At 69.0% G+C, this 24,287-nt stretch carries 12 protein-coding genes and 1 tRNA gene; 6 read left to right on the forward strand and 7 right to left on the reverse strand.

Translation table 11 applies throughout. From position 1 onward, the window contains the following. Positions 1–21: 21 nt before the first annotated feature. The 4 genes from FB547_RS18860 to FB547_RS18875 are packed head-to-tail and all read right to left on the reverse strand — an operon-like array spanning position 22 to position 13,942. Entirely contained in the window at positions 22–840 is an 819-nt protein-coding gene (locus tag FB547_RS18860) for a serine aminopeptidase domain-containing protein (RefSeq protein ID WP_145744856.1), read from the reverse strand. Then, positions 837–1,598: a 4'-phosphopantetheinyl transferase family protein gene (locus FB547_RS18865; RefSeq protein WP_145744858.1), complete on the reverse strand. Its 762-nt coding sequence runs from the start codon at positions 1,596–1,598 to the stop codon at positions 837–839. The genes FB547_RS18860 and FB547_RS18865 overlap by 4 nt, the downstream gene beginning before the upstream one ends. A gap of 6 nt (positions 1,599–1,604) precedes the next feature. Beyond that, complete coding sequence (locus tag FB547_RS18870; RefSeq protein ID WP_145744860.1) at positions 1,605–6,605, reverse strand: non-ribosomal peptide synthetase; 5,001 nt, start codon at positions 6,603–6,605, stop codon at positions 1,605–1,607. Next, positions 6,602–13,942, reverse strand: a complete 7,341-nt coding sequence (locus FB547_RS18875; protein WP_145744861.1) for a polyketide synthase — start codon at positions 13,940–13,942, stop codon at positions 6,602–6,604. Before FB547_RS18875 ends, FB547_RS18870 begins: the two co-directional genes overlap by 4 nt. Before the next feature lie 936 nt (positions 13,943–14,878). On the opposite strand from FB547_RS18875, the gene FB547_RS18880 reads away from it, so the two are divergent. Together FB547_RS18880 and FB547_RS18885 are read left to right on the forward strand one after the other, a co-directional pair. Beyond that, on the forward strand, positions 14,879–15,652 hold the full coding sequence (locus FB547_RS18880; protein WP_145744862.1) for a TIGR04325 family methyltransferase: 774 nt from the start codon (positions 14,879–14,881) through the stop codon (positions 15,650–15,652). Between the two features lie 296 nt (positions 15,653–15,948). After that, positions 15,949–16,206: a hypothetical protein gene (locus tag FB547_RS18885; RefSeq protein WP_145744864.1), complete on the forward strand. Its 258-nt coding sequence runs from the start codon at positions 15,949–15,951 to the stop codon at positions 16,204–16,206. A 34-nt stretch (positions 16,207–16,240) separates the two neighbouring features. Here the strand turns inward: FB547_RS18885 and FB547_RS18890 are convergent. From FB547_RS18890 to FB547_RS18900, 3 genes are all read right to left on the reverse strand, one after another. Continuing rightward, positions 16,241–16,314, reverse strand: a tRNA-Gly gene (locus tag FB547_RS18890). Positions 16,315–16,445: 131 nt separating this feature from the next. Continuing rightward, positions 16,446–17,024 (reverse strand): hypothetical protein, encoded by a 579-nt coding sequence (locus FB547_RS18895; protein WP_225612825.1) that lies wholly within the window; start codon positions 17,022–17,024, stop codon positions 16,446–16,448. Positions 17,025–17,035: 11 nt separating this feature from the next. Then, the gene (locus FB547_RS18900) at positions 17,036–17,857 is read right to left on the reverse strand and encodes a ferritin-like domain-containing protein (protein ID WP_145744866.1); all 822 of its coding nucleotides are present in this window, start codon (positions 17,855–17,857) and stop codon (positions 17,036–17,038) included. Between the two features lie 246 nt (positions 17,858–18,103). Here FB547_RS18900 and alaS point away from each other — a divergent pair, with 246 nt between their 5' ends. The 4 genes from alaS (at position 18,104) to FB547_RS18920 (ending at position 24,281) form a co-directional block, all read left to right on the forward strand. Next, positions 18,104–20,728: an alanine--tRNA ligase gene (alaS, locus tag FB547_RS18905; RefSeq protein WP_145744869.1), complete on the forward strand. Its 2,625-nt coding sequence runs from the start codon at positions 18,104–18,106 to the stop codon at positions 20,726–20,728. Then, positions 20,728–21,759, forward strand: coding sequence for a 2-dehydropantoate 2-reductase (locus tag FB547_RS18910; protein WP_145744871.1), 1,032 nt, complete (start codon positions 20,728–20,730; stop codon positions 21,757–21,759). The genes alaS and FB547_RS18910 overlap by 1 nt, the downstream gene beginning before the upstream one ends. Before the next feature lie 60 nt (positions 21,760–21,819). Beyond that, the gene (locus FB547_RS18915) at positions 21,820–23,076 is read left to right on the forward strand and encodes a D-amino acid dehydrogenase (protein ID WP_145744873.1); all 1,257 of its coding nucleotides are present in this window, start codon (positions 21,820–21,822) and stop codon (positions 23,074–23,076) included. Between the two features lie 221 nt (positions 23,077–23,297). Further along, positions 23,298–24,281, forward strand: coding sequence for a Bug family tripartite tricarboxylate transporter substrate binding protein (locus FB547_RS18920; RefSeq protein WP_145744875.1), 984 nt, complete (start codon positions 23,298–23,300; stop codon positions 24,279–24,281). Positions 24,282–24,287: the final 6 nt, after the last annotated feature.

A 24,287-nucleotide genomic window follows, 5' to 3' on the forward strand; every position in this document is an offset into this window, starting at 1 on the left:
CGGACGGGGCATTGCGTCATGTCATTCATGGAGGGCACCCTGCAAGCGGTTGAGCGCGTCGGCCGGAACCATGGCGCTGTTGGGATAGGGATCGGCGGTCCAGTCGAGCCGGTGCTGGAAATAGGCGAGCCGCACCGGCATGTGGCGCGACTGCTGCTCGGCCGCCCATTGCGCGGTGTGCTGGTCGTCGGGCGAGGTCAGCACCAGCGTGTCGTGCAGGGCGGTGAGCGGCAGCGACTCGGGCGCCAGCGCGCCGAGCTGCGTGCGCAGCGTGGGCGACAGCACGGTGCCCAGTGCTTCCTCGGGCAGCGCGTCGGGATCGTGCGCGAGGTTGCGGCGCCAGGCCAGGTCCGGAATGCAGAAGGTCGTGTCGATGGCCGCCACATGCCGCTCGCGCAGGTGGCGCGCATAGCGCCGGCCGTCGATCACCGGCTCCCACAGCACGAGCCGCGCCGGGTCGCAGCGTCCGTTGCGCGCCGCCAGCACGGCCAGGGTGGCGCCGAGCCGCGCGCCGATCCAGACGATGCGGCTTCCCGGGGCCCTGCGGCGCAGCTCCTCGTGGGCCGAGCACAGGTCGCGGCGCCAGCCGTCGAGCTCTCCTTCGCTCTCATCGCCGGGCGAGTCGCCCGCACCGTGGAAGTCGAAGCGCAGGGTGGCGATGCCCGAGCGCGCGAGGCGCTCGGCCAGCACCTTGAAGAAGCGGTAGGTCCGCAGGCCCTCCTGGCCGAAGGGCGGGCACACGAGCACCGCGGTACTTCCGGGCCGCCCGTCGCCAGCGGCATGGAACACGCCGAAGATCTGGCGCGACGCCGGCCCGAACATGAAGGGGTACGCGTTCATTGCGGCGTCCTTGGCGCTGCGCGCCTTTCCGCCGAGCGGGAGCGGGCACAGGTCTGGGCCGCGAAACCCGGCATGCTGGCGCGCACATGCGTCTGCCGCCATTCCGCAATCGCTCCCACGCTGTCCACGCGCAGCGGCGCGGGCTGCAGCACGAGCCACAGGATCCGGCCGGCCACGGGCACCTCCACGCTCCGGCAGTCCGGCTCCAGCCCCACCTCGAAGCGCTCGGTCGGCACGACCAGCCCGAGACCGATGGCCTTGAGGCAGGCTTCCTTGCGCGTCCAGCAGGTCAGGAAGGCGTGCTCGCGCTCGGCGGCGGGCAGGGCCAGCAGCGCTTCGTTCTCGCTGTCCGTGAAATGCTGCGCGGCAAGCGCGAGCGCATCGGGAATCGGCCGCAGCAGTTCGACGTCGGCCCCCAGCGGACCGCGTTCGCCGATGGCGAGCAGTCCCAGCCCCAGGCTGTGGCTCAGCGAGAACCGCACCCGCGGCCAGCCCGACAGCGAAGGCTTGCCGAATGCGCTGCGGGTGAAGCGCAGCGCCTCGGGGCGCTCGCCGGTGTGCGCGGCCAGCGCACAGCGCAGCGCGGCATGCGCGGCAACGAAGCGCTGCCGGTCAGCCTCGAAGCGGAACTGCGCGGCGCGCTCCAGTTCGTCGTCGCAGAGGAGCCGCTCGGCCTCGGGGCCGGGCTCGCCGTCCAGCTCCAGATACCGGCAGACCGGTGCATCGACGGAAGTCAGGGAGAAAGCTGCGGAGCCCATGATGAATCACTCCTTACGCAGCCAGTTGCCGAAGGCGCGGCTCAGCAGGCCGTCGCCGCGCGCCGCACCCTTGAGGTTGCCGAGCGGCAGTTTTCCGAGATCCGAGAGCTCCGCGTCCTCCGCGGCCTGGTGCGCGGACGAGGCGATCTGCCCGAGGTTCTCGAACAGGTAGCGGCGCGACTGCACGCGGTAGCCCAGCGTCGTCTCGGCCTGCTGGATCGCACGCAGCACCAGCAGCGAATCTCCGCCGAGGTCGAAGAAGTTGTCGCTTGGGCGGATGTCGTTGACATCGATCCCGATCACCGAGGCCCAGATCTGCGCGAGCCGCGCGTGCTCGGGGTTCAGGATGGTGCTTTCCGCCGCGGCACCGGCCGGCGCATCCACCGGCGCCGCAGCCCTGAGCGGATCGACGGCGGCGAGCCTGCGCAGGTAGACGGCGCTCGCGGAGCCTTCTTCGCTCGCAAGCTCGGCCAGCGAGGCCTCGGGGCGATCAGCCACTTTCTGCAGCAGTTCGAGATAGCGGTCGCGCAGCTGTGCCCCGGTCTCGCGCAGGTAGATGTCGGCGTTGTAGATCAGTGCGCCTTCCAGCCCGTGCGGCTTGTCCATCAGCCACACGCCGATGTCGTCGGTGGCGCCGCGCTGCATCAGGTGCAGCTGCCGCGTCTGCAGGCTGCCGAGCCGGCGCGCACGGTCGCGCGCATCCTGGAAAGAGAACATCGCCTGGTAGGGCCCGACCGCGCGGATGCGCGCGGCCAGAGCGGGCTCCGCCATCAGGCGCTCGAACGGCACCTGCTGGTAGTTCATGAGCGAGAGAAGCTCGCGCTTCACGTAGCGCATGAACTCCGGGAGCGGCTGTTGCAGGCCGACCTGCAGCGACACCGGCAGCACGTTGTTGAAGAAGCCCATCACGTCCTCGGTCTCGGGCTGCTGCCGGCCCCGCACCGGGTTGGCGATGACGATGGTCTCGGACCTGATGATGCTGCTCATGGCAAACGCATACACGCCGAAGGTCAGCATGCTGAGCGTCACGTCCATGTCGCGCGCCACCTTGCGCAGTTGCTGCGTGACGGCGAGGTCGACGCGGATCCAGTGGGCGCCGCCCTGGCCGCTCTTGCCGGCGCGCCGCGGCATGTCGGTGTTGGGCAGGCGCGGCATCGGCGCGCTTGCAAAGCGCTTGAGCCAGAAGTCGAGCTGGTCCTGGAACGAGGGCTCCTTCATCCAGCTGGCCAGCCACTCGGCATAGTCGCCCTGCGTGGTGGCGATGGGCGCGAGCGCATGCGGCCGGCCGCGCTCCGCCGCGTCGTAGATGGCGGAGAGTTCGCGCTGCAGCAGGTCGAAGGACCAGCCGTCCCAGATCAGGTGGTGCGGCACGAAGACGAACACATGCTCGTGCACGTCGAGCTGGAACACCGCCGCATGCAGCATCGGCGCGCGGTGGATGTCGATCGGCCGGTCGGCGAGCTCCTGCATGCGTTCGGCCAGCTCGGCCTCGCGCTGGTCGGCCGGCAGGTTGCGCAGGTCGATGAAGGGCAGCGAGAAATCCACCGACTCCGCGATCAGCTGGGCCGGCTGGCCGGTGTGCGGATCGGTGCCCATGCGGGTGCGCATGGCGGGCTGGCGGCGGATGATTTCCTTGAACGCGGCCTCGAAGCGCTGCGCATCGAAGACGCCGGTCAGGCGCTGCGCCGCGGGCGCGTTGTAGACCGAGCGGCCCGGGTGCAGGTCTTCCATGAAGCGGATGCGCTCCTGCGCGGGCGTGAGCGGTGCAGTCTTGCGGTCCATGCGGCAGGGCAGCGGTGCCTGCGCGCCGGCGCCCGCGTTCTGCAGGCCCTCGACCACGGCGGCCAGCTTCTCGGGCGTGGGCGCCTCGAACAGCGAGCGCAGCGGCAGCGTGATCTGGAATTCGCGGCTCAGAAGCGTGGTCAGGCGCGAGGCCAGCAGCGAATGCCCGCCCATCGTGAAGAAGTCGTCGCGCATGTCCAGGCCCGGCAGGCTCAGCACCTTTTCCATGGTGGCGAGCACCTTGCGTTCGCATTCGGTGCGCGGGCCGGCGCCGCGCCGCGCCTCGTCGCGCGACACCGCCTGCGGCGCGGGCAGCGAGATGCGGTCGATCTTGCCGTTGGGCAGCGTGGGCAGTGCGTCCAGCGCCACCACGTGCTGCGGCAGCATGAAGGCCGGCAGGTGTTCGCGCAGGTGCGCCATCAGCACGTCCAGTTCGAAGTCGACACCGGGCGTCAGCGCCAGGTAGGCCACCAGCCGGACATCGCCCGGGCTGTCTTCGCGCGCCACCACCACGCAGCGCGACACGCCGGCCACCTCGCAGCAGCGTGCCTCGATCTCGCCGGGCTCGATGCGGTAGCCCCGCACCTTGAGCTGGAAGTCGAGCCGGCCCAGGTGCTCGATGAGCCCGTCGTTGCGCCAGCGGCCGCGGTCGCCGGTGCGGTACACCGTCTTGGCGCTGCCGAAGATGCGCGCGGCAACGAAGCGCTCGGCCGTGAGTTCGGGGCGGTCGATGTAGCCCAGTGCGAGGCCGTCGCCTGCGATGCAGATCTCGCCCGGCACGCCGATCGGGCAGGGCTGCAGGTCGGCATCGAGGATCCATATCTCGGTGTTGTCGACCGGGTGGCCGATCGACACGCCGCGCGATGCGACGACATCGGGGCGCACCAGCCAGGCCGTGGAATACACGGTGGTCTCGGTCGGCCCGTAGCCGTTCCAGAATTCGTCCGTGCGCTCGCACAGCGCGAGCGCCATGCTGGGCCGCAGCGCTTCGCCGCCGGTCCAGCCGCGGAAACCGGGCGCGCCGGGCCACTGGGCGTCGAGCAGCAGCTGCCACATGCCGGGCGTGGCCTGCAGGAAAGTGATGCGCTCTTCCTTGAGCAGCCGGCACAGGCGGTTGCCGTCCATGGCCACCTCGCGCTGCACCATCACGATCTCGGAGCCGCCCGACAGCGGCAGCAGCAGGTCCGGCACCGCCATGTCGAAGGACAGGGTGGTCACCGCGGCGATCCGGTCGTTTGCGCTCAGGCCCGACTTGCGCTGCATCCACTGCAGCAGGACCACCACCGAATGGTGCCGCGCACACACGCCCTTGGGCACGCCGGTGGAGCCCGAGGTGTAGATCACGTAGGCGCCGTCGTCGGGGCCGGCATCGTCGCCGCTCGGCGGCAGCGGCTCGCCGCTTTCCTGCTGCCAGGCGCTGTGGCGGTCGATCTCGAACACCCGCTCGGCCGCGTCGGCGCGCCAGTTGCGCGGCGCCGCCCCGATGTCCGACGAGGTCAGCAGCAGGCAGAGCCCGGCGTCCCTGGCGTAGTGCTCGAGCCGAGCCTGCGGAAACCCGGGATCGAGCGGCACGTAGGCCGCGCCCGCCTTGAGCACGGCCACCAGCGCGGTGACCATCTCGATGCTGCGCTCCAGGCACAGCCCCACGCGCTCGCCGCGGCGGACACCGCGCGCGCGCAGCGCCCGCGCCAGGCGGTTGGACTCGGCATCGAGCTCGGCATAGCTGCAGACCCGCGCACCGTCGCGCACCGCGGGGCGCTCGGGCTGCAGCGGCACGCGCGCCAGGAAGCGGGCCAGTGCATGCGGCGCGCTCTCCAGCGGCGTGCGCGGCGGCTGCAGCGCGACCAATTCCTGCGCGGCCTCGGCCGACAGCACCTCGAGCCGGCCGACCGTCTCGCCGGGGTTGCGCACCGCCGAGCGGAGCACGCACTCGAAGATGTCGAGCCAGCGCTGCACCGTGGCCTCGTCGAACAGGTCCGAGTTGTACTGCGCCTCGATCTGCAGGCCGCCGTCGAGCGGACGCAGGTTCAGGAAGAGCTCGAAGTTCTCGTACTGGCGCGCGATCGTGTCCTGTGCGACTTCGAGGCCCGGGAAGGTTTGCGCGCTGCTTGCCACGTCGGGGTCGACGTTGAACGCCACGCTCACCAGCGGCAGCCGGCTCGGGTCGCGCTGCAGCGACAGCTTGCCCAGCAAGGCGCCATAGGTGAGCGCCTGGTGCTCGAAGGCGTCGAGCACCGTGGTGCTGCATTCGCTCAGCATGGCATCGAAGCGAAGCTGGGCATGAACCGCCACGCGCAGCGGCAGCAGGTTCACGCAGTGGCCCACCAGGCCGGGCATGTCGCGCGCGACCTGGCCCGACGCGGGGATGCCCACCACGATGTCGTCCTGCCCCGTGAGCCGGTGCAGCGTGGCGATGAAGCCGCTGAACAGGCCCGCGAACAGGCTGGCGCCGGTCTTCGCGCTCATGGAGCGCAGGCTGCTCACGAGGCGGCGGTCGAGCAGGCGCTCGGCGCGCTGCGAATGGAAGGTGCGCACGGCGGGCCGCGGATGGTCCACCGGCAGTTCGAGCACGGGCAGGGTGCCGCCGGCGAAGCGCTCCAGCCAGTAGTCCACGTGCGGCTGCATGTCCGGATGCGCGGCCTCGGCGGCTTCCTCTGCCGCGAACTCCGCATAGCTGGGCGCGGCCTTCAGTGGCTGGCCGCTGCCGGCCTGCTCGGCATAGAGATGGCCGAGCTGCTCGGTGATGACCATCCAGGACCAGCCGTCGCACACCACGTGGTGGGCCGACATCACGAGTTCATGCTCGGCCTCGCCCAGCCTGCAGAGCACCGCGCGGAACAGCGGGCCGTGCTCCAGCGAGAAGGGCGTGCAGACCGCTTCGTCGTGCGCGGCCTTCAGCGCCTGCTCGCGGGCCTCGGGCAGGAGGCCGCTGAGGTCCTGCTGCTCCAGCAGGCCTTCGCCGGGCCGGCCGACCAGCATGCAGCTGCCGTCCGGCGAGATGGTGGCGCGCAGCGCCTGGTGGCGCTCGACCAGCCGCGCAACGGCACGTCCCATGGCGGCGGTGTCCAGCGGCCCGCGCAGGCGCAGCAGCACCGATTCGTTGTAGGCCAGCGAGGCGTCGGTGCTCATCGTCGCGCCGAGCCAGATCTCGCGCTGCGATTCGGTTGTCGGTATGACGCACTCGATGAGGCCGCCGGTGGCGGCGGGGCGGAGAACGGCGTTCATGCTGCGGCCTTTCCATTGATGAGGGGGGAGGGGCTCGCGGCGTCGGGCACGTACCAAAAGGGCTGGCCGTCGACGTCGCGGGCGAGCACGGAGCCGTCTTCCTCGCAGCGCTTGCGGTAGTCGAAACCCGTGATCACCGTGGCGCGGCGCGGCAGGAAGCCGGATTCCTGCATCTCGGCCACCGACTCCTTGAAGACGCGCTGGATGGTGGCGATGTCCTCGGCGCTGTGCGCGCTGGTGAGGAAGCAGGGGAAGTTGTCCAGGATGTGCACGCCGCGGCTGCGCATCATGGCGAACAGCAGGTCCTGCAGCGGATGCTCCTCGAGCCAGCTCACGCGCCAGAGCGAGGCGAACTGGCGGATCGCGATCGGCGCACCCACCTCGGCGCACCAGGCCGTGAGCTCGTCGGCCATGGCGGCGGTGCTGCCTGTGAGGCCGGCCTGCAGCGAGGGGCCGGCTTCCTTCAGGTGCGTGAGCGAAGCCTTGGCCGCGGCCAGCGCGAGCGGATGCCGCACGAAGGTGCCGGCAAAGTAGGTCACGCCGACGCCGGGAATCGAGTCGTCGCCGTACTGCCAGGCGCCGCCGTCGAGCGCGTCCATGAAGGCCCGTTTGCCGGCGATCACGCCCACCGGAAAGCCGCCGCCGATCACCTTGCCGTAGGTGGCGAGGTCGGCACGCACGCCGAACAGTTCCTGCGCGCCGCCAAGGCCGACGCGAAAGCCCGTGATGACCTCGTCGAAGATGAAGCAGGTGCCGCTCTTCTCGGTGATGGCGCGCACTTCCTGCAAAAACTCGCGCGGCTGGAAGTCGGGCCGGCGGCTTTGCACCGGCTCGGCCAGCACCGCGGCCAGGTCGTCGGCGTTCTCGCGGATGAAGGCCAGCGCCTCCGCCGTGCCGTAGTCCAGCACGCGGATGTCGCCGAACATGCCGCTCATCACGCCCGGCGCGGCCGACAGGCCACGGCCGCCCTTGCCGGCGCGCACCAGCACCTCGTCGAAGGTGCCATGGTAGGAGCCGGTGAACACCACCACGGTGCTGCGCCCGGTGACCGTGCGCGCGATGCGCAGCGCGGCCATCACGGCTTCCGAGCCGGTGTTGCACAGGGCGGCGCGGTCGCAGCCCGTGAGCTCGCAGATGAGGCCGGTGACGTCGGCCGCCAGCGGATGCTGCGGCCCGATCTCGTAGCCCGCATCGAGCTGCTTGCGCACCGCTTCCTGCACGAAGTCGGGCTGCCAGCCGAACATGTTCATGCCGAAGCCGTTGAGGGCGTCGACGTATTCGTTGCCATCCAGGTCCCAGAGCCTGGAGCCCTTGGAGCGCTCGATGACGATCTGGTAGGTGATCTCCTTGGTCAGCGGCCGGAAGCCGTTGACCACGCGCGGGTCGGCCATGTGCGGCCGGTTGGCCTGCGTGAACTGCTTGCTCTTTTGCGTGCGCTCCACATAGCGCCGCATGAAGGCCGCGAGCCGCGCCTTCTGCCGGCCGCTCGGCTCGGCGGTGCGCTGGGTGTGGATGCGCGCGATCGCGCCGAAGGCCTTGGTGACGTCGTAGCGCTGCGGTTCCCTGGCCGGTGCTTCGTCGGCGGCGGGCTGCGCCGCGACGGTGGCGGCGGCAGCGGTGCTTGCGGCAGCCGCCGGCATGGCGGGCGCAGCGGGCAGCGCGTCCATGCCTGCGCCCGACAGCAGCGCGAGCTGGCGCCGCATCAGTTCCATCTGCTGCGCCACCAGCTGCACGATCGGCCCGCTGCCGATGTCGCCGCCAGCGGCCGGTGCGGTCACCCCGGGCAGGAACGCGGCCGGCGGCTGCGCGGCCGCCACCTGCACCGGCGCGGCCATGGTCAGCGGCACCGCGGCGGTGGATGCAGGCACGGCCGCAACCACGGGCTCGGGCGGCAGGCTCTCGCGCAGGAACGCGGACAGGGTGTCGAAGCTGCGGTAGTTCTCCATGAGCTGGCGAAAGCTCAGGTTCACCTTGAAGCGTTTCTTGATCTGCGTGGCGACCTGCGTCAGCGTGAGCGAATCCAGGCCCAGCTCGCCGAAGGCGGCATGTCCCTCGGCCTGCATCATGTCGATGCCGGAGATGTCCTCGAACAGGGATCGCAAGCGCGCGTCCATGGACTCGGTGGACGCGGTGGAAGCAGGTGAAGGAAGTGGCGGGGACACTGCAGCTGTCACGGTCGGCTCCAAGAAGGTGGGTGGAACGGAGAGCGCGGGCGCGGATGGGGCAACGGCCAGCGAGGCCGGCGGCGAAACTGGCGGCACGATGGCCGGGCTCGCCGCAGCCGCTGCGATGTCGACCCAGAAACGCTTGCGTTCGAAGGGATAGGTGGGCAGGCGCACGCGCTGTGCGCCGGTACGAACGGAAAGGCGCGACAGCTCCACGTCCGCGCCGCATGTCCAGAGGCGGGCCAGCGCCAGGCGCAGCGTGCGGGCCTCGTCGGCGGGCTCGCCGTGCAGCAGCGGCATCACTTCGGCCGCGCCGTGCTGGCGCACCAGCGTGGCCAGCGTGTTGCGGGGGCCCACTTCGATGAAGAGCGGGCGGGCCGCCTGCGCCATGGCGCTGCGCACGGCGGGCGAGAACTGGACGGTGCTGCGCAGGTGGCGGGCCCAGTAGGCGGGGCTGGTGGCCTCGGCGTCCTCGAGCAGGCGGCCCGTGAGCGTCGAGAAGATCGGCACCGTGGGCGCATGCAGCGCCACCTCGCCGACCAGCGCCTCGAACGGCGCGACGGCGCCATCCATCATCGAGGAATGGAAGGCATGCGAGGTCTGCAGCTGGCGGCTCGCGATGTCCTCTTCCTGCAGCGAGGCGCGCAGCGTTTCGATCGCGTCGAACGGGCCGGCCACCACGCAGGCCGTGGGGCCGTTGTCCGCGGCCAGCGAGAGCAGCGGGCCGAGCCGGGCCGAGAGTTCGGCCGCGCCCAGGCGCACCGACAGCATCGCGCCCGCGGGCTGCGCCTGCATGAGCGCGCCGCGGCGGGCCACCAGCCGGGCCGCGTCTTCCAGCCGCATCACGCCGGCGATCACCGCGGCAACGAACTCGCCCACGCTGTGCCCGATGAGCGCATGCGGCCGCACGCCCAGCGAGAGCAGCCGGCGCGCCAGCGCGTACTCGATGGCGAAGATCGCGGGCTGCGTGACGGCGGTGGGCAGCAGCGCCTGCGGGTCGTCGCCGAACATGCGCTCGCGCAGGTCGAAATCCACCGCGCTGCCGAAGGCCTTCAGGCAGGTGTCGAAGGCGGCCGCGAACACCGGGTCGTTAGCATGCAGGATCTTGCCCATGCCGGTGTACTGCGCACCCTGGCCCGGAAACATCAGCACCGGCTGCGGCGCGCGCGCATCGACGCGGCCGCTGGCGCGCCACGGGCTGTCGCCTGCGCGCAGCGCGGCCACGGCTTGTGCGGCATCGCCGGCCACCACCGCGCGGCGGAAGGCATGCGCCTTGCGGCCCACGCTCAGCGTATAGGCGACATCGGCCAGCGGCACGCCGGGCGTGGCATCGAGATGCGCGGCCAGCTGTTCCGTGGCCACGGCCAGCGCGGCTTCCGAGCGGGCCGAGATCGGCAGCACCTGCGGCCCTGAGGCGCTGGCCGAGGTGGGCCGCGCGGGTGCTTCCTCGAGGATGACGTGCGCATTGGTGCCGCCCACGCCGAAGGCGCTGACGCCGGCGCGCCGCGGCTGGCCGGTGCGCGGCCAGGCCTGCAGGCTGCCGCTCACGTAGAAGGGCGTGCGCGCGAAGTCGATCGCCGGGTTGGGCGCGCTGAAGTGCGCGGTCGGCGGAATCGCTTCATGGTGCAGCGAGAGCGCCGCCTTGATGAGGCCGGCCGCTCCCGCGGCCGTCACCATGTGGCCGACGTTGCTCTTGAGCGAGCCGAGCGTGCAGTAGCCGAGCGCGCCGGTGTGCTCGGCATAGGCGCAGGTCAGCGCCTCGACCTCGACGGGGTCGCCCATCGGCGTGGCGGTGCCGTGCGCCTCGACGTAGGAGATGCTGCGCGCGTCCACGTTGGCCGCCGCCAGCGCCGCGCGGATCACCGCGGCCTGCCCGTCCACGCTGGGCGCGGTGAAGCTGGCCTTGGTGCCGCCGTCGTTGTTGACGCAGGCGCTGCGCAGCACCGCGTAGATGGTGTCGCCGTCGGCCTGCGCATCGGCCAGGCGCTTGAGCAGCACCACCGCGGCGCCGTCGCTGAAGACCGTGCCCTGCGCCTGCGCGTCGAAGCTGCGCGTGTGCCCGTCGGGCGAGAGCATCGAGCCTTCCTGGTACAGGTAGCCGCTGCGCGGCGGGCAGGTGACGGAAGCGCCGCCGGCCAGCGCCATGTAGCACTGGCCGGTGCGCAGTGCGTGGAAGGCATGGGCCACGGCCACCAGCGAGGTCGAGCAGGCGGTATGGATGCTCACCGCCGGCCCCGTCAGATTGAGCCGGTTGGCCACGCGCGTGGTGATGTAGTCCTTCTCGTTGGCCAGCATCACCTGGAACTCGCCCACCGCTTCGATCAGGTCGGGCCGCGTGGCGACGTGGCGCTGGAAGTAGCTGGCGTTGTACATGCCGGCATACACGCCCACCGGGCCCGGTGCGGCATCGGGCACGTAGCCCGCGCGCTCCAGGCATTCCCAGCAGATCTCGAGGAACACGCGCTGCTGCGGGTCCATCAGCGCGGCTTCCTTCGGGCCGATGCCGAAGAAGGCGGCATCGAAGTTCTCGATGCCCTCGATCACGCCGCGGGCCCGCACGTAGGCCGGGTCCTTGCGCAGCGCTTCGCTCACGCCGGCATCGAGCGTGTCGTCGTCGAAGAAGCTGATGGTGTCGCGGCCGGCGACGAGGTTCTCCCAGAACTGCTCGACATCGGCCGCCCCCGGGAAGCGGCCCGCGGTGGCGATCAGCGCGATGGCCTCCGACATGTGGGCGTCGGGCTCGGCGAGCGGCTGTTGTTGCGGCTCGTGCCCCGTGCGCGGCACTGCGGCCGGTGCGGGTGCCGCATCGTCGGCGCCGGCCGTCTCCAGTTCGGCGGCGATGGCGCTCGGCGTCGGATGGCGGAAGAACAGGTTGGTCGACAGCGGCTGCGCGCTGTCCTGCTGCAATTCGGCCAACACCTGCAGCACGCGCAGCGAGTCGCCGCCCAGGTCGAAGAAGTTGTCGTTGCGCCCCACCTTCTCGATGTGCAGGGCGCGGGCGAAAGCTTCGCACACGCGCTGCTCGGCGGCGCTGCGCGCTTCCTCGAAGGGCTGCGCGAGATCGGGCCGCTCGGCCGCCGGTTCGGGCAGCGCGCGGCGGTCGAGCTTGCCGTTGGGCGTGACCGGCAGCTGCGCAAGCCAGACCTGCGCGGAGGGCAGCAGCGCCGCAGGCAGGCGCGCGGCCAGGTGCGCGCGCAGGGCATCCCACGAGAGCCTGTGCGAGCGCGCGACGAGGTAGGCCACCAGCCGCAGCTGCCCATCGGCGTCGGGCCGCGCATCGACGGCGCAGGCCTGGATCGCGGGATGCGAGAGGATGGCCATCTCGACCTCGCCGGTCTCGATGCGGTGGCCGTGGATCTTGACCTGGCCGTCGCGCCGGCCGATGAATTCGAGGGTGCCGTCAGGCAGCCAGCGCGCCAGGTCGCCGGTGCGGTAGAGGCGCTCGCCCGGCGCGCCGAACGGATCGGGCACGAAGCGTTCCGCGGTCAATTGCGGCTGCCGCAGGTAGCCGCGCGCCAGCCCGTGCCCGCCGATGCACAGCTCGCCCACCAACCCGGTCGGCAGCAGGTCCATCGAAGGGCTCAGCACGCGCAGCACGGTGTCCTTGATGGGCCGGCCGAGCGGCACCGAGCGCAGCTCGGCGGGCAGTGCCGGAATGCGGTGGGTGGCCGCGAAGGTGGTGCATTCGGTCGGCCCGTAGCCGTTGCTGAGCGCAAGCGCAGGAAGCGCGGCCAGCGCGCGCCGCACGTGCGGCACCGAGAGCGCTTCGCCGCCGGTGATGAGATGCCGCAGTCCCGAAAGATGCGCCGGGTCGTCGTCGATCACCGCGTTGAACAGCGCCGCAGTGAGCCAGGCGGTGTGCACGCCGTGGCGCGCAATGGTGCGGGCCAGGCCCGCGCCCGTGGGCACGCGCTCGCCGTGCACCACGCAGCAGCCGCCGTTGAGCAGCGGTCCCCAGATCTCGAAGGTGGCGGCATCGAAGCCGAGTGGCGCCGCATGCAGCACGCCGCGGCCCGGCGCCAGTTCCGCATAGTCGACGCCGATGACCAGGCGCAGGATCGCGCGGTGGCAGATCTCGATGCCCTTGGGCGTGCCCGTGGAGCCCGAGGTGTACATCACGTAGGCCACCGATTCGCCGTCGATCGCGGGAGCGCTCCAGGGCGCGGGCCCGGTCTCCCCGGCTTCATCGAGCAGCAGCAGCGCATGGGACGCGGGCACCAGGTGGCGCAGCGCCGAGGTGCTGACCACCTGCTGCGCGTTCGCCTGGTCGAGCATGAAGGCGATGCGCTCGGGCGGGAAATCCGTCGGCACCGGCACATAGGCCGCGCCGGCCTTGAGGATGCCCAGTTGCGCCACCACGGCCTCGATCGACCTGTCGAGCACCAGTCCCACGTTGTCGCCCGCACGCACGCCCAGGTGCTGCAGGCGGTGCGCGAGCTGGCCGGACTGGCGCTCGAGTTCGCCGTAGCTCATCTGCGCATCGCCCTGCGCGAGGGCCACGGCATTGGGCGCGGCCGCGGCCTGGCGGGCGAACATGCCCACCACGGTGAGGCGCCGGTCCAGGGGAGCGGGGGGCGTGTTCCAGCCGGCGAGCTGGTGCTCGCGGTCGGCGGGGGGGAGGGTGCGGATCTCGTCCAGCGGGCAATCGGGCCGGTCGATCAGATCGGCGGCTGTGTCGGCAATGGCCGCGAGCAGCTGCTGCACCGATGCCGCGTCCAGCAGGCTTGCTGCCGCACTGGCGCGAAGGCGGGGCGCGTCCGATGCGGTGGTGCTCAACCAGAGAAGGAGGGGGGCCTGGACGCCGTCGGCGCCGGGGTCGCCGCGCAGCCAGAGAACTTTCGGCGATGGCTCAGGCGAGCCTGCGGTGGCGGCCTGGCGCCGTTCCTGGTCGAGCGATGCCAGCCAGGTGCGAGCCGATGGGGTCGGATCCGGCTGCTGCTCGCCGAGCCAACGCGCCTGGAGCAGGAGCCATGCCGCCGAGAAGGGGGTGTCGGGCAACTGGCCGGTGGCGTCGATCCAGTGCGTCCAGCGCTGCATGCCCCGCTCCCCGAGCGCCACCGAGCCCTGGATCCGTTCATCCGGCCTGTCCGAATTGAGGCGCGAGACGAACAGATCATCCAACGAAAGTCGGGGGGGCGCGGATTGCGCCGAATCGGCTATTTGAATTTTCATAGAAAAGATGGAAAAAAGAATTCATGCAATAGACGAGGGTTCATGAATTGGCAATTGGCCAATAAAATTAGGTAGTACGTTAGTTTCTATTTCGAGGTAATCCTAGAGGCTTTGTCCGACGCGGTGTTGATCAAAGTTTGTCGGGTTACATTGCCGAATCATTCGTTACATATTCGTACTACCTCATATCGCTCGAACAGGGTAACCAGCGCCAAATTCGGGCGCCTTTCCCCGATTCCGTCCGAACCGGGGAGTAGGCGTTTTTCCCGGAAAGGCACCGGCCCAGGAAACCCACTGTATGAATTGCGCCCCCTGTGCGCATGAGCAATGCGCCCCCTTCCAAGGGAGACAATCGCCCCCGCCCACCGTGCCCGGAACCATGACAAAGCGCCTGCCGAACGCAGCGCAAGCCGCTGCGGCCAAAGCCGAATGCGCCAGAAAACGGGGGAAACGGGTAGAAGCGAAACAGGGGAGTGCGGACGCCTTGCGTTCCCTGCGCCGGATACGGCGGCGGGTTGACCGGAAGCTGAATTGGCGGAGGACGCCTGGTGAAACGGATGTAATCCCCACCCTGTTCCGGATGCGGTAGCCATTAATTGGCGTGATACCGAAGAACCTTGAAGCTATTCGCGGAAGAATCCCCTCGTTGTGTAACTCGGAGGCTGCCGCTGGCCCTGTTCTTGGGTGGATTCAATCCAAAATTTATGTTGATTTAATTAAATCAATGAAATTTGTGGCATTCTGATTGCAATTCGGCGGCCGAAGGCCGGGTTGAACCGGAAAAAAAGCCCGTTTTTGCGGCCGCGATGCGAAGAAGTTCATCCGCGAGGCGCCGGAATCGCTAGGATTCGGGGGGTCGCATTTCTCCGCGCAGCGCCGTACGCCTGCCGAGGCGCTGCGAGGAGGCGGCCCTTCAGCCAACGAGGAAACCAGCCCATGCTTCCCAACCTGCTGCCCTTGCGTCACCGCGCCGAAGCCTACAGGCGCAAGTTCCTGGTCAACGAGACCGAGAACCTCTTCATGGGCTCGTTCGAGAGCTTTGCCGCCGCGGAGGCCGGCGCGCCGGAGTCGAAGGCCGTCGGCTACAGCAATGCCAAGGCGGCGGGCGAGCTCTACACCCATCAGATCTACTTCTACGACTACCCCGGCCTTTTCTGGCTCGGGAGATCGTTCGACGAGGGCATGCGGCGCGTGTTCGACCTGGGCGGCCACGTGGGCATCAAGTACTACGCATTCCGCCGCGTCCTGCCTTACCCCGACAGCCTGCGCTGGACGGTCTGCGACGTGCCCGGGGTGGTGCAATCAGGGAAGGAACTGGCCGTGCAGCGCGACGCCACCGCACAGCTGGACTTCACCACCGACTACCAAGGCGCCAGCGGCTGCGACGTGCTCTATGCCTCGGGCAGCCTGCAGTACTTGCCGCAGCGCATCTCCGAGATCCTCGCGGGGCTCGCGGTCAAGCCCAGGCGCATCGTGCTGAACACGACGGCGGTGCACCCCGACCGCACCATCTACACGATCAACAGCATCGGCATTGCGTTCTGCCCCTACCGCATCCAGCACGTCGAGGAGTTGTGGGCCGAGCTCAGGGATGCCGGCTACAAGCGCCGCGATGCCTGGCGCAACGAAGGCAAGCCCATCGAGGTGCCGTTCGTCGAGGGCGGCGACAAGCCCTACTACGCGGGCTGCTGCTTCGATCTGGCAGGATAGTGGGTACCCAGGTACCATCTGTCTAGGTACCATCTTTATCTGTCTAGGTACCATCTCTGTATCTGTCTAGGTACCATCTCTGTATCTGTCACTCGGCCCCTTGGTCACGCCAGCCTCGGCGGCCCGAGCCCCCCAGCCTTCCGTCTCGGAGGCCTCCCTTGCTTTAGTGCTTAAGTTGGCGTCTTCGCTACAACGCGGCTGGCTTGCGTCCGACAAGCCAACGCGGCAGGGAAATACTTTTTTCGAAATTCACGCGAAGGAACATTTGCAGCAACAACGCCAATCGAGGGATCCGCATGCCTCTGACTTTCCTGATGAGCCTCCAGCACGTTCCGCTGCCCAAGAAAGTAGTGTCTCCCGAAGACGTTCGACACGTATCGGTCCTCAAGGCAACGGGTCTGATCGAAGCGGAAATAGCGCCGGCGCTGGACGGCTCGGGCAAATACAAGAACGCACGCAATGCCATCGTGACGCGCATCACCAAGGAGGGGATGGCCGAGATCAACAGGATGCGGACGGAGGAGAGCCGGTCGAAGCTTGCGCGGCGGCCGTGAGCGGCACGCAGGCCGCGCAGGAGTGCGGGGCTTGTGGAGCGGGTGAAGGGAATCGAACCCTCGTATGAAGCTTGGGAAGCTGCCGTTCTACCATTGAACTACACCCGCAGCAGGCGCGGATTCTACCCGGCAGTCCGGGTGCCCGGCGGCCGCCGGAGACTACCGCCGAAAAGCCGAAGGCTCGTTCTGTCCCTTTGCTGCGGCAAGGCACTTGCTCGCCGCTTCCGCAGCCTCCTGCATCAGCTCCTGATCGAGTGCATCGGGCGCGGGCCCAAGGCCGCGGAAGTAGGCGATCTGCTTCCTGTGCAGGTCGCTCGCGGCTTCGCGGGAGCGCTGCTCCAGTTCCTTCCACAGCCGCAGTACGCGACGGTGGCGGGCACAAGCTCCGGTGCAGCCGGGCGGAGGGCGGCGGCTATATCGATCTCGTCCGCATGTGCGAACTGTTCCTCGGCCCAGTCCGGCTTGGAGGGCATGTCCCCGGCATGGGCCTCTTCGCCGATGCCGGCGGCAAACCAGCGGTAGGTATTCTTACGCTTGCCGACGCGGCCCGTGGTTCGCACGAACAGGTAGCCCGCAGTGGCGTTTCCCGTTTCATCGACCGGTATGCCGGCTGCCCGAAGCGCCTCGACCCGCTCGTCGACGCTCAAGTAGAAGGACAACTGCAACGTGACTGTTGCGTTGTGAATGACCTGATGGACCATTTCTCCGCTCACATTGGTTGGCAAAGGGCGAAGCATCCCTTTCCCCGCTCCCCAAGTGAAGACATGGAGGAGGACAAAAGTGTGAGTTTTTCCACGAATTGCAAAGAAAGTTTGCAATTGAAGGTTCGTCAGCGCAGGAAGACGTGCTCCATGAACTGTCTGATTGGGTATTGCACCACGGCCTGCACGCCGGCCGGCAGTTCCAGCGGCCGCATCAGCATCTTGAGCGTGGCGCCCGGGCTCAGGTGGGTGCGCACGGTGCTGTTCATGCGCGCGCTCAGCTGCTGGATGTAGGCGGTGTCGGCGGCACGCTCGGGGGTGCGGGCGCGCACCACGTGGCGGATGGCGCAGTCGGCGTCCTCGCTCTTGAGTTCCAGCGTGCGCCGGCCGATGGTGCCCAGCACGCGGAAGCGGCCCAGCCCTTCCTCTTGCCGGTAGCGCCGGAAAAACCGGTAGAAGTGCTTGTAGTGGCTGACCTCGTCGGCCGCGATGCGGCTTGCCAGGTCGCACAGCACCGGTTCGGCGGTGCTGCGCGCCAGCGCCCGGTAGTAGCTGGCGGTGCCGGTCTCGATCACGCAGCGCGCGGTCAGCTCGAGCCCGCGCGTCGGCGCGAGCAGCTCCACCTTGCAGTAGGTGGCGTATTCCTCCAGGAAGCTGCGGTAGGCGCCTTCCCAGTCGAATTCGGGCCAGACGTGGGACACGTAGGCGCGCAAGGCCCGGCCATGCTGCAGTTCCTCGGCTTCCCATTGGTGGGTGAGCCAGGCTGTGACTTCGTCGTCGCCGCGGAAGAAGTCGACCAGGTTCTGGGTGTACAGGTCCGAGCCGCTTTCGACGAACGAGGCGCAGGCCACGAGGTAGAAGAGATTTTCGTCCCGGCGGACCTCCGGCCGCGCGATGCGGGAGAAATCCAGATCCTCGATCTTCCAGTGTGCTGCCTCATGGCCTGCCATGCATGCTCCTTGATTCACGTTGAAATGAATGGGACGAAGCCGGACGCATTTGGTTCTGCGCGCTCATTCCCATATTAGCTTTGGCACCCGCGCGGCGCCGGCGTGTCCTGGCGAAGGCGCGGCCCGCAAGCGAAACCTATAATCGATTGTTCAAGCAAATCAAGCAGTCAGGTCGGTTCGCCGCAGTGGTTTCGACGAGAGGGTCGCCATCGCCAGGCCGCCCTCGACAGAAGACGAAATCCAAAGATGAGCCAGCCCACAATCACGGTCGCGGACATCCGCAAGACCTTTCTCGATTTCTTCGCTTCCAAGGGCCACACGGTGGTGGCCTCCAGCTCGCTGGTGCCGGGCAACGATCCCACGCTCATGTTCACCAACTCGGGCATGGTGCAGTTCAAGGACGTGTTCCTGGGCGAAGACAAGCGCCCCTACGTGCGCGCCGCCTCGGTCCAGGCCTGCCTGCGCGCCGGCGGCAAGCACAACGACCTGGAGAACGTGGGCTATACCGCGCGCCACCACACCTTCTTCGAGATGCTGGGCAACTGGAGCTTCGGCGACTACTTCAAGCGCGACTCGCTGAAGTGGGCCTTCGAACTGCTGACCCAGGTCTACAAGCTGCCGGCCGAAAAGCTCTGGGCCACGGTCTACGTCGAGGACGACGAGGCCTACGACATCTGGACCAAGGAAATCGGCCTGCCGCCCGAGCGCGTGGTGCGCATCGGCGACAACAAGGGCGGGCGCTACATGTCCGACAACTTCTGGATGATGGCCGACACGGGCCCGTGCGGCCCGTGCTCCGAGATCTTCTACGACCACGGCCCCGAGATCCCCGGCGGCCCGCCCGGTTCGCCCGATGAAGACGGCGACCGCTACATCGAGATCTGGAACAACGTGTTCATGCAGTTCGACATGCAGCCCGACGGCTCGGTCAAGAAGCTGCCCGCGCCCTGCGTGGACACCGGCATGGGCCTGGAGCGCCTGGCCGCGATCCTGCAGCACGTGCACAGCAACTACGAGATCGACATCTTCGACGCGCTCATCAAGGCCGCCGCGCGCGAAACCGGCGAGAAAGACCTGGGCAACAACTCGCTCAAGGTGATTGCCGACCACATCCGCGCCACTTCGTTCCTGGTGGCCGACGGCGTCATTCCGTCCAACGAAGGCCGCGGCTACGTGCAGCGCCGCATCGTGCGCCGCGCCATTCGCCACGGCTACAAGCTGGGCCAGAAGAAGCCTTTCTTCCACAAGCTGGTGCCCGACCTCGTGAAGCTTATGGGCGAGGCCTACCCCAAGCTGGTGGCCGATGAAAAGCGCATCACCGAAACGCTCAAGGCCGAAGAAGAACGCTTCTTCGAGACGCTGGCCAACGGCATGGAAATCCTCGACGCGGCGCTGGCCGGCGGTGCGAAGACGCTGCCGGGCGAGGTCGCCTTCAAGCTGCACGACACCTACGGCTTCCCGCTCGACCTGTCGGCCGACGTGTGCCGCGAGCGCGGCGTGAGCGTCGACGAGGCCGGCTTCAATGCCGCCATGGAAAAGCAGAAGGCCGCGGGCCGCGCCGCCGGCAAGTTCAAGATGGACCGCAACGTCGAGTACGGCGGCGCAGGCAACGTCTTCACGGGCTACGACAAGCTGGAAGAAAACGCCAAGGTCGTGGCGCTGTACTTCGAAGGCGCGGCCGTGCAGCAACTGAAGGAAGGCCAGCCCGGCATCGTCGTGCTCGACACCACGCCCTTCTATTCGGAGAGCGGCGGCCAGGTCGGCGACCAGGGCGTGCTGGTGGCCGAGGGCGTGCAGTTCGGCGTGGACGACACGCAGAAGATCAAGGCCGACGTGTTCGGCCACCACGGCACGCAGACCCAGGGCACGCTCAAGGTGGGCGACACGGTCACGGCCGCGGTCGACACCGCGCGCCGCGCCGCCACCATGCGCAACCATTCGGTCACGCACCTGATGCACAAGGCGCTGCGCGAAGTGCTGGGCGCGCACGTGCAGCAGAAGGGCTCGCTGGTCGATGCCGACAAGACGCGCTTCGACTTCGCGCACAACGCGCCCGTCACGCACGACCAGATCCTCGAGATCGAGAAGCGCGTGAACGCCGAGATCCTGGCCAACACCGAGACGCATGCGCGCGTGATGGACATGGAGTCGGCCCAGAAGACCGGCGCCGTGATGCTGTTCGGCGAGAAGTACGGCGAGAGCGTGCGCGTGCTCGACATCGGCACCAGCCGCGAACTCTGCGGCGGCACCCACGTGGGCCGCACGGGCGACATCGGCCTGTTCAAGATCGTGAGCGAAGGCGGCGTGGCCGCCGGCGTGCGGCGCATCGAAGCCGTCACGGGCGCCAATGCGCTCGGTTACCTGCAGGAGCTCGAAGCCACGGTGCAGAGCGTGGCTGCCACGCTCAAGTCGCCGGCCGCCGAGCTGCAGGGCCGGCTCACGCAGGTGCTGGAGCAGGTGAGGGCGCTGGAGCGCGAGGTGGGCTCGCTCAAGGGCAAGCTCGCGTCGTCCAAGGGCGACGAGCTCGTGGCGCAGGCGGTGGACGTCAACGGCATCAAGGTGCTGGCCGCCAAGCTCGACGGCGCCGACGCCAAGACGCTGCGCGACACCATGGACAAGCTCAAGGACAAGCTCAAGACGGCCGTGGTCGTGCTGGCCGCGGTCGATGGCGCCAAGGTGCAGGTGGCTGCGGGCGTGACGAGCGACACGGTCGGCAAGGTCAAGGCCGGCGAGCTGGTCAACTTCGTCGCGCAGCAGGTGGGCGGCAAGGGCGGCGGCAAGGCCGACATGGCGATGGCCGGCGGCACCGACGCCGCGGGCCTGCCGGCCGCGCTCCAATCGGTGCAGGCCTGGGTGGCGGAACGCACCTGATGGCCCAAGCCGAGGCGCCCGACCGGCCTCCCGGCGAAGTGCTGGTGATGGGGGCGGGCACCATCGGCTGCTTCGTGGGCGGCAGCCTGGCGGCGGCCGGTGTGCCGGTGACCTTCGTCGGCCGTCCGCGCGTGCTGCAGGGCCTGGCGGCACACGGCCTGGCGCTCACCGACTTGGAAGGCGGCACGCATCGCCTGCCGGCCGCGAGCCTTCGCCTCAGCGAGCAGGTGCCCGTGGGCGCAGTGCCGGCGCTGGTGCTGCTGTGCGTGAAGAGCGGTGCCACGGCCGAGGCCGCTGCCGAACTGGCCTTTGCGCTGCCCGCAGGCACGCTGGTGGTCTCGCTGCAGAACGGCATCTCCAACTGTGCCTCGGCGTCGCGCGTGGGCCCCACGCTCCAGGTGCTGCCGGGCATGGTGCCCTACAACGTGGCCGAGATCGGACCCGGTGCCTTCCACCGCGGAACGGCCGGCCGGCTGGCGGCGCAGGACGATGCGGCGCTGCGGCCCTGGCTGCCGGTCTTCGAGCGGGCCGGCGTGCCGCTCGACCTCTATCCTGACCTGCTGCCCGTGCAGTGGGGCAAGCTGCTGCTCAACCTTAACAACCCGGTCAATGCGCTGTCAGGCCTGCCGCTGCGCGACGAGCTGCTGCAGCGCGGCTACCGGCGCTGCTTTGCGGCGCTGATCGACGAGGCGCTCGGCGTGCTGGGCAGCGCCGGCATTGCGCCCGCGCAGGTGGCCGCGGTGCCGGCGCAGCGGCTGTCGGCGGTGCTGCGGCTGCCCGACTGGCTGTTTCGCATCGTCGCGGCGCGCATGTTGCGCATCGATGCCAAAGCCCGCTCGAGCATGGCCGACGACCTGGCGCTCGGGCGCCGCACCGAGATCGATGCGCTCAGCGGCGAGGTCGTGCGGCTCGCGCAGGACCAGGACCTGGAGGCGCCGCGCAACGCCAGGATGTTCGCGCTGCTCGAGGAATGGCCCGCGCAGCCCCGGCGCTGGACGGCACGGCAATTGCAAGACGCACTGGGCCTGTAGCCGCACGGACGCTGTACCCTCTGGGGCCATCGGTGCGCATGGTTTCAAGGGAGTGTTCTCATGCAGGTTCTGATCCTCGGCAGCGGTGTCATCGGCACCTCGGTGGCGTACTACCTGGCGCGCGCCGGCCATGACGTGACGGTGCTCGAGCGGCAGCCCGCGCCCGCGCTCGAAACCAGCTTCGGCAATGCGGGCGAAGTCTCGCCCGGCTATTCGGCGCCATGGGCCGGACCCGGCGTGCCGCTCAAGGCCATCAAGTGGATGCTCATGCAGCACAGCCCGCTGGTGATCAAGCCCATGCTCGATCCGGCCATGTGGCGCTGGGGCCTGTCGATGCTGTGCAATTGCACGCAGGCGCGCTATGAACTCAACAAGGGCCGCATGGTGCGGCTCGCCGAATACAGCCGCGACTGCCTGAAGGCGCTGCGCGCCGACACCGGCATCCGCTACGACGAACGCGCGCTCGGCACGCTGCAGCTCTTTCGAAGCCAGAAGCAGCTCGACGGCATCGCCAAGGACGTGGAAGTGCTCGAGGCCTCCGGCGTGCCCTACCAGGTGCTCGACCGCGAAGGCTGCGTGCGGTACGAGCCGGCGCTCGCGGCCGTGAAGAACAAGTTCGTCGGCGGGCTGCGCCTGCCGGGCGACGAGACCGGCGACTGCTTCAAGTTCACGCAGGCGCTGGCGGTGCTGGCCGAGGCGGCCGGCGCGAAGTTCCGCTTCGGCGTGGCCATCCAGGCCATCGAGCACGACGCCGGCGGCGTCACCGCCGTGAGCACCGACGCCGGCCGCTTCACGGCGGACCGCTACGTGGTGGCGCTTGGCAGCTACTCGCCGGCCATGGTCAAGCCGCTGGGCATCGACCTGCCGGTGTACCCGGTCAAGGGCTTCTCGATCACCGTGCCCATCTCCGACGCCAGCGGCGCGCCCGAATCCACCGTGATGGACGAGACCTTCAAGGTGGCCGTCACCCGGCTGGGCGAGCGCATCCGCGTGGGCGGTACCGCGCAGCTCTCGGGCTTCGACCTGCGGCTCGATGCGAAGCGGCGCGACACGCTCGAGCACGTCGTGACCGACCTCTTTCCAAAGGGCGGCAACGTGCGCGACGCCTCCTTCTGGACCGGCCTGCGCCCCATGACGCCCGACGGCACGCCGGTGATCGGCGCCACGCGCATTCCCAACCTGATGCTGAGCACCGGCCACGGCACCCTCGGCTGGACCATGGCGGCCGGCACCGGCCGCGTGATGGCCGACCTGATCGACGGCCGAAGCCCCGCCATCGACATGGAAGGGCTGACGGTCGCGCGCTACGGCGCGTGAGCTGAGCAGCACCGGCCGGCGCGCGGGGCAAGAGCCCGCGGCCCTCCGGACAACCCGTCGAGAACCACCTGTGGGCCGCACGGCCGACCGGGGCTGCGCGCCTTGGATTCAAGGGTTTGTACCTAGATTGACGAAGCCATTGGTACTCGGTATTCTTCGCTCCGTTCCATTAATAAATCACTGTTTCATTAGTGAAACAAACAGATCAACCCACGAACGCCATGCCATCCACACGCCGACAAGCCATTGCAACCGCGCTCGCACTGGCCGCCGCCTGCGCCACCGGGCTCGCCCGGGCCGACAGCTATCCGAGCAAGCCGATCACGCTGGTTGTCGCCTATCCGGCCGGCGGCGACACCGACGCGCTCGCGCGGCTCTTCGCCGAAAAGCTGTCGGCGCGCGTGGGCCAGCCCGTGGTGGTCGACAACCGTCCCGGCGCCAGCGGCATCATCGGCAGCGCCTATGTCTCCAAGGCGCAGCCCGACGGCTACACGCTGCTGCTCGCGCCCAGCACCTTCTCGATTGCGCAGCTGGTGCTCAAGACGGGCGGCACCTCGGGCTACGACGTGCTCAACGGCTTCACGCCCATCGTGCAGACCGGCAGCCTGCCGCTGTTCCTGGTGGCGAGCGGCGCCAGCGGCCTGGCGAGCGTGAAGGACCTGGCGGCAGCGGCCAAGGCCGGCAAGCCGCTGACCTATGCGAGCCCGGGCAGTGGCTCGCCGATGCACATCCTGGGCGAGATGTTCAACCGCGCCGCAGGCGTGAATCTGGCGCACGTGCCCTACAAGGGCGTGGCGCCCGCGGTCAACGACGTGCTGGGCGGCCACGTGCCCGCCACCTTCATCACGCTGGGCCCGGTGGCGCCGTACCTCGCCAACGGCAAGATGCTGCCGCTCGCGGTGGCATCGCGCGAGCGTTCGGCACTGGCGCCCAAGGTGCCGACGCTGCTGGAACTCGGCTACAAGGACGTGGAGGTCACGGCCTGGAACGGCCTCTGGGGCCCGCGCAACCTGCCGCCCGAGATCGTCAAGACGCTCAACGGCCACTTCAACGAGATCCTGAAGATGCCCGACATCGTCTCGCGCATGGCCGTTCTCGGCACCACGCCCGTGGGTGGCAGTGCCGACGTGCTCGGCAAGATCAACGCCGCGGACTTCGAACGTTTCGGCAAGGTCATCAAGGAGCTCGGCATCCAGGCCGACTGAACGCAC

It is taken from the genome of Variovorax beijingensis, assembly GCF_007828835.1.
In the GTDB taxonomy this organism is placed as follows: Bacteria; Pseudomonadota; Gammaproteobacteria; order Burkholderiales; family Burkholderiaceae_C; genus Variovorax; species Variovorax beijingensis_A.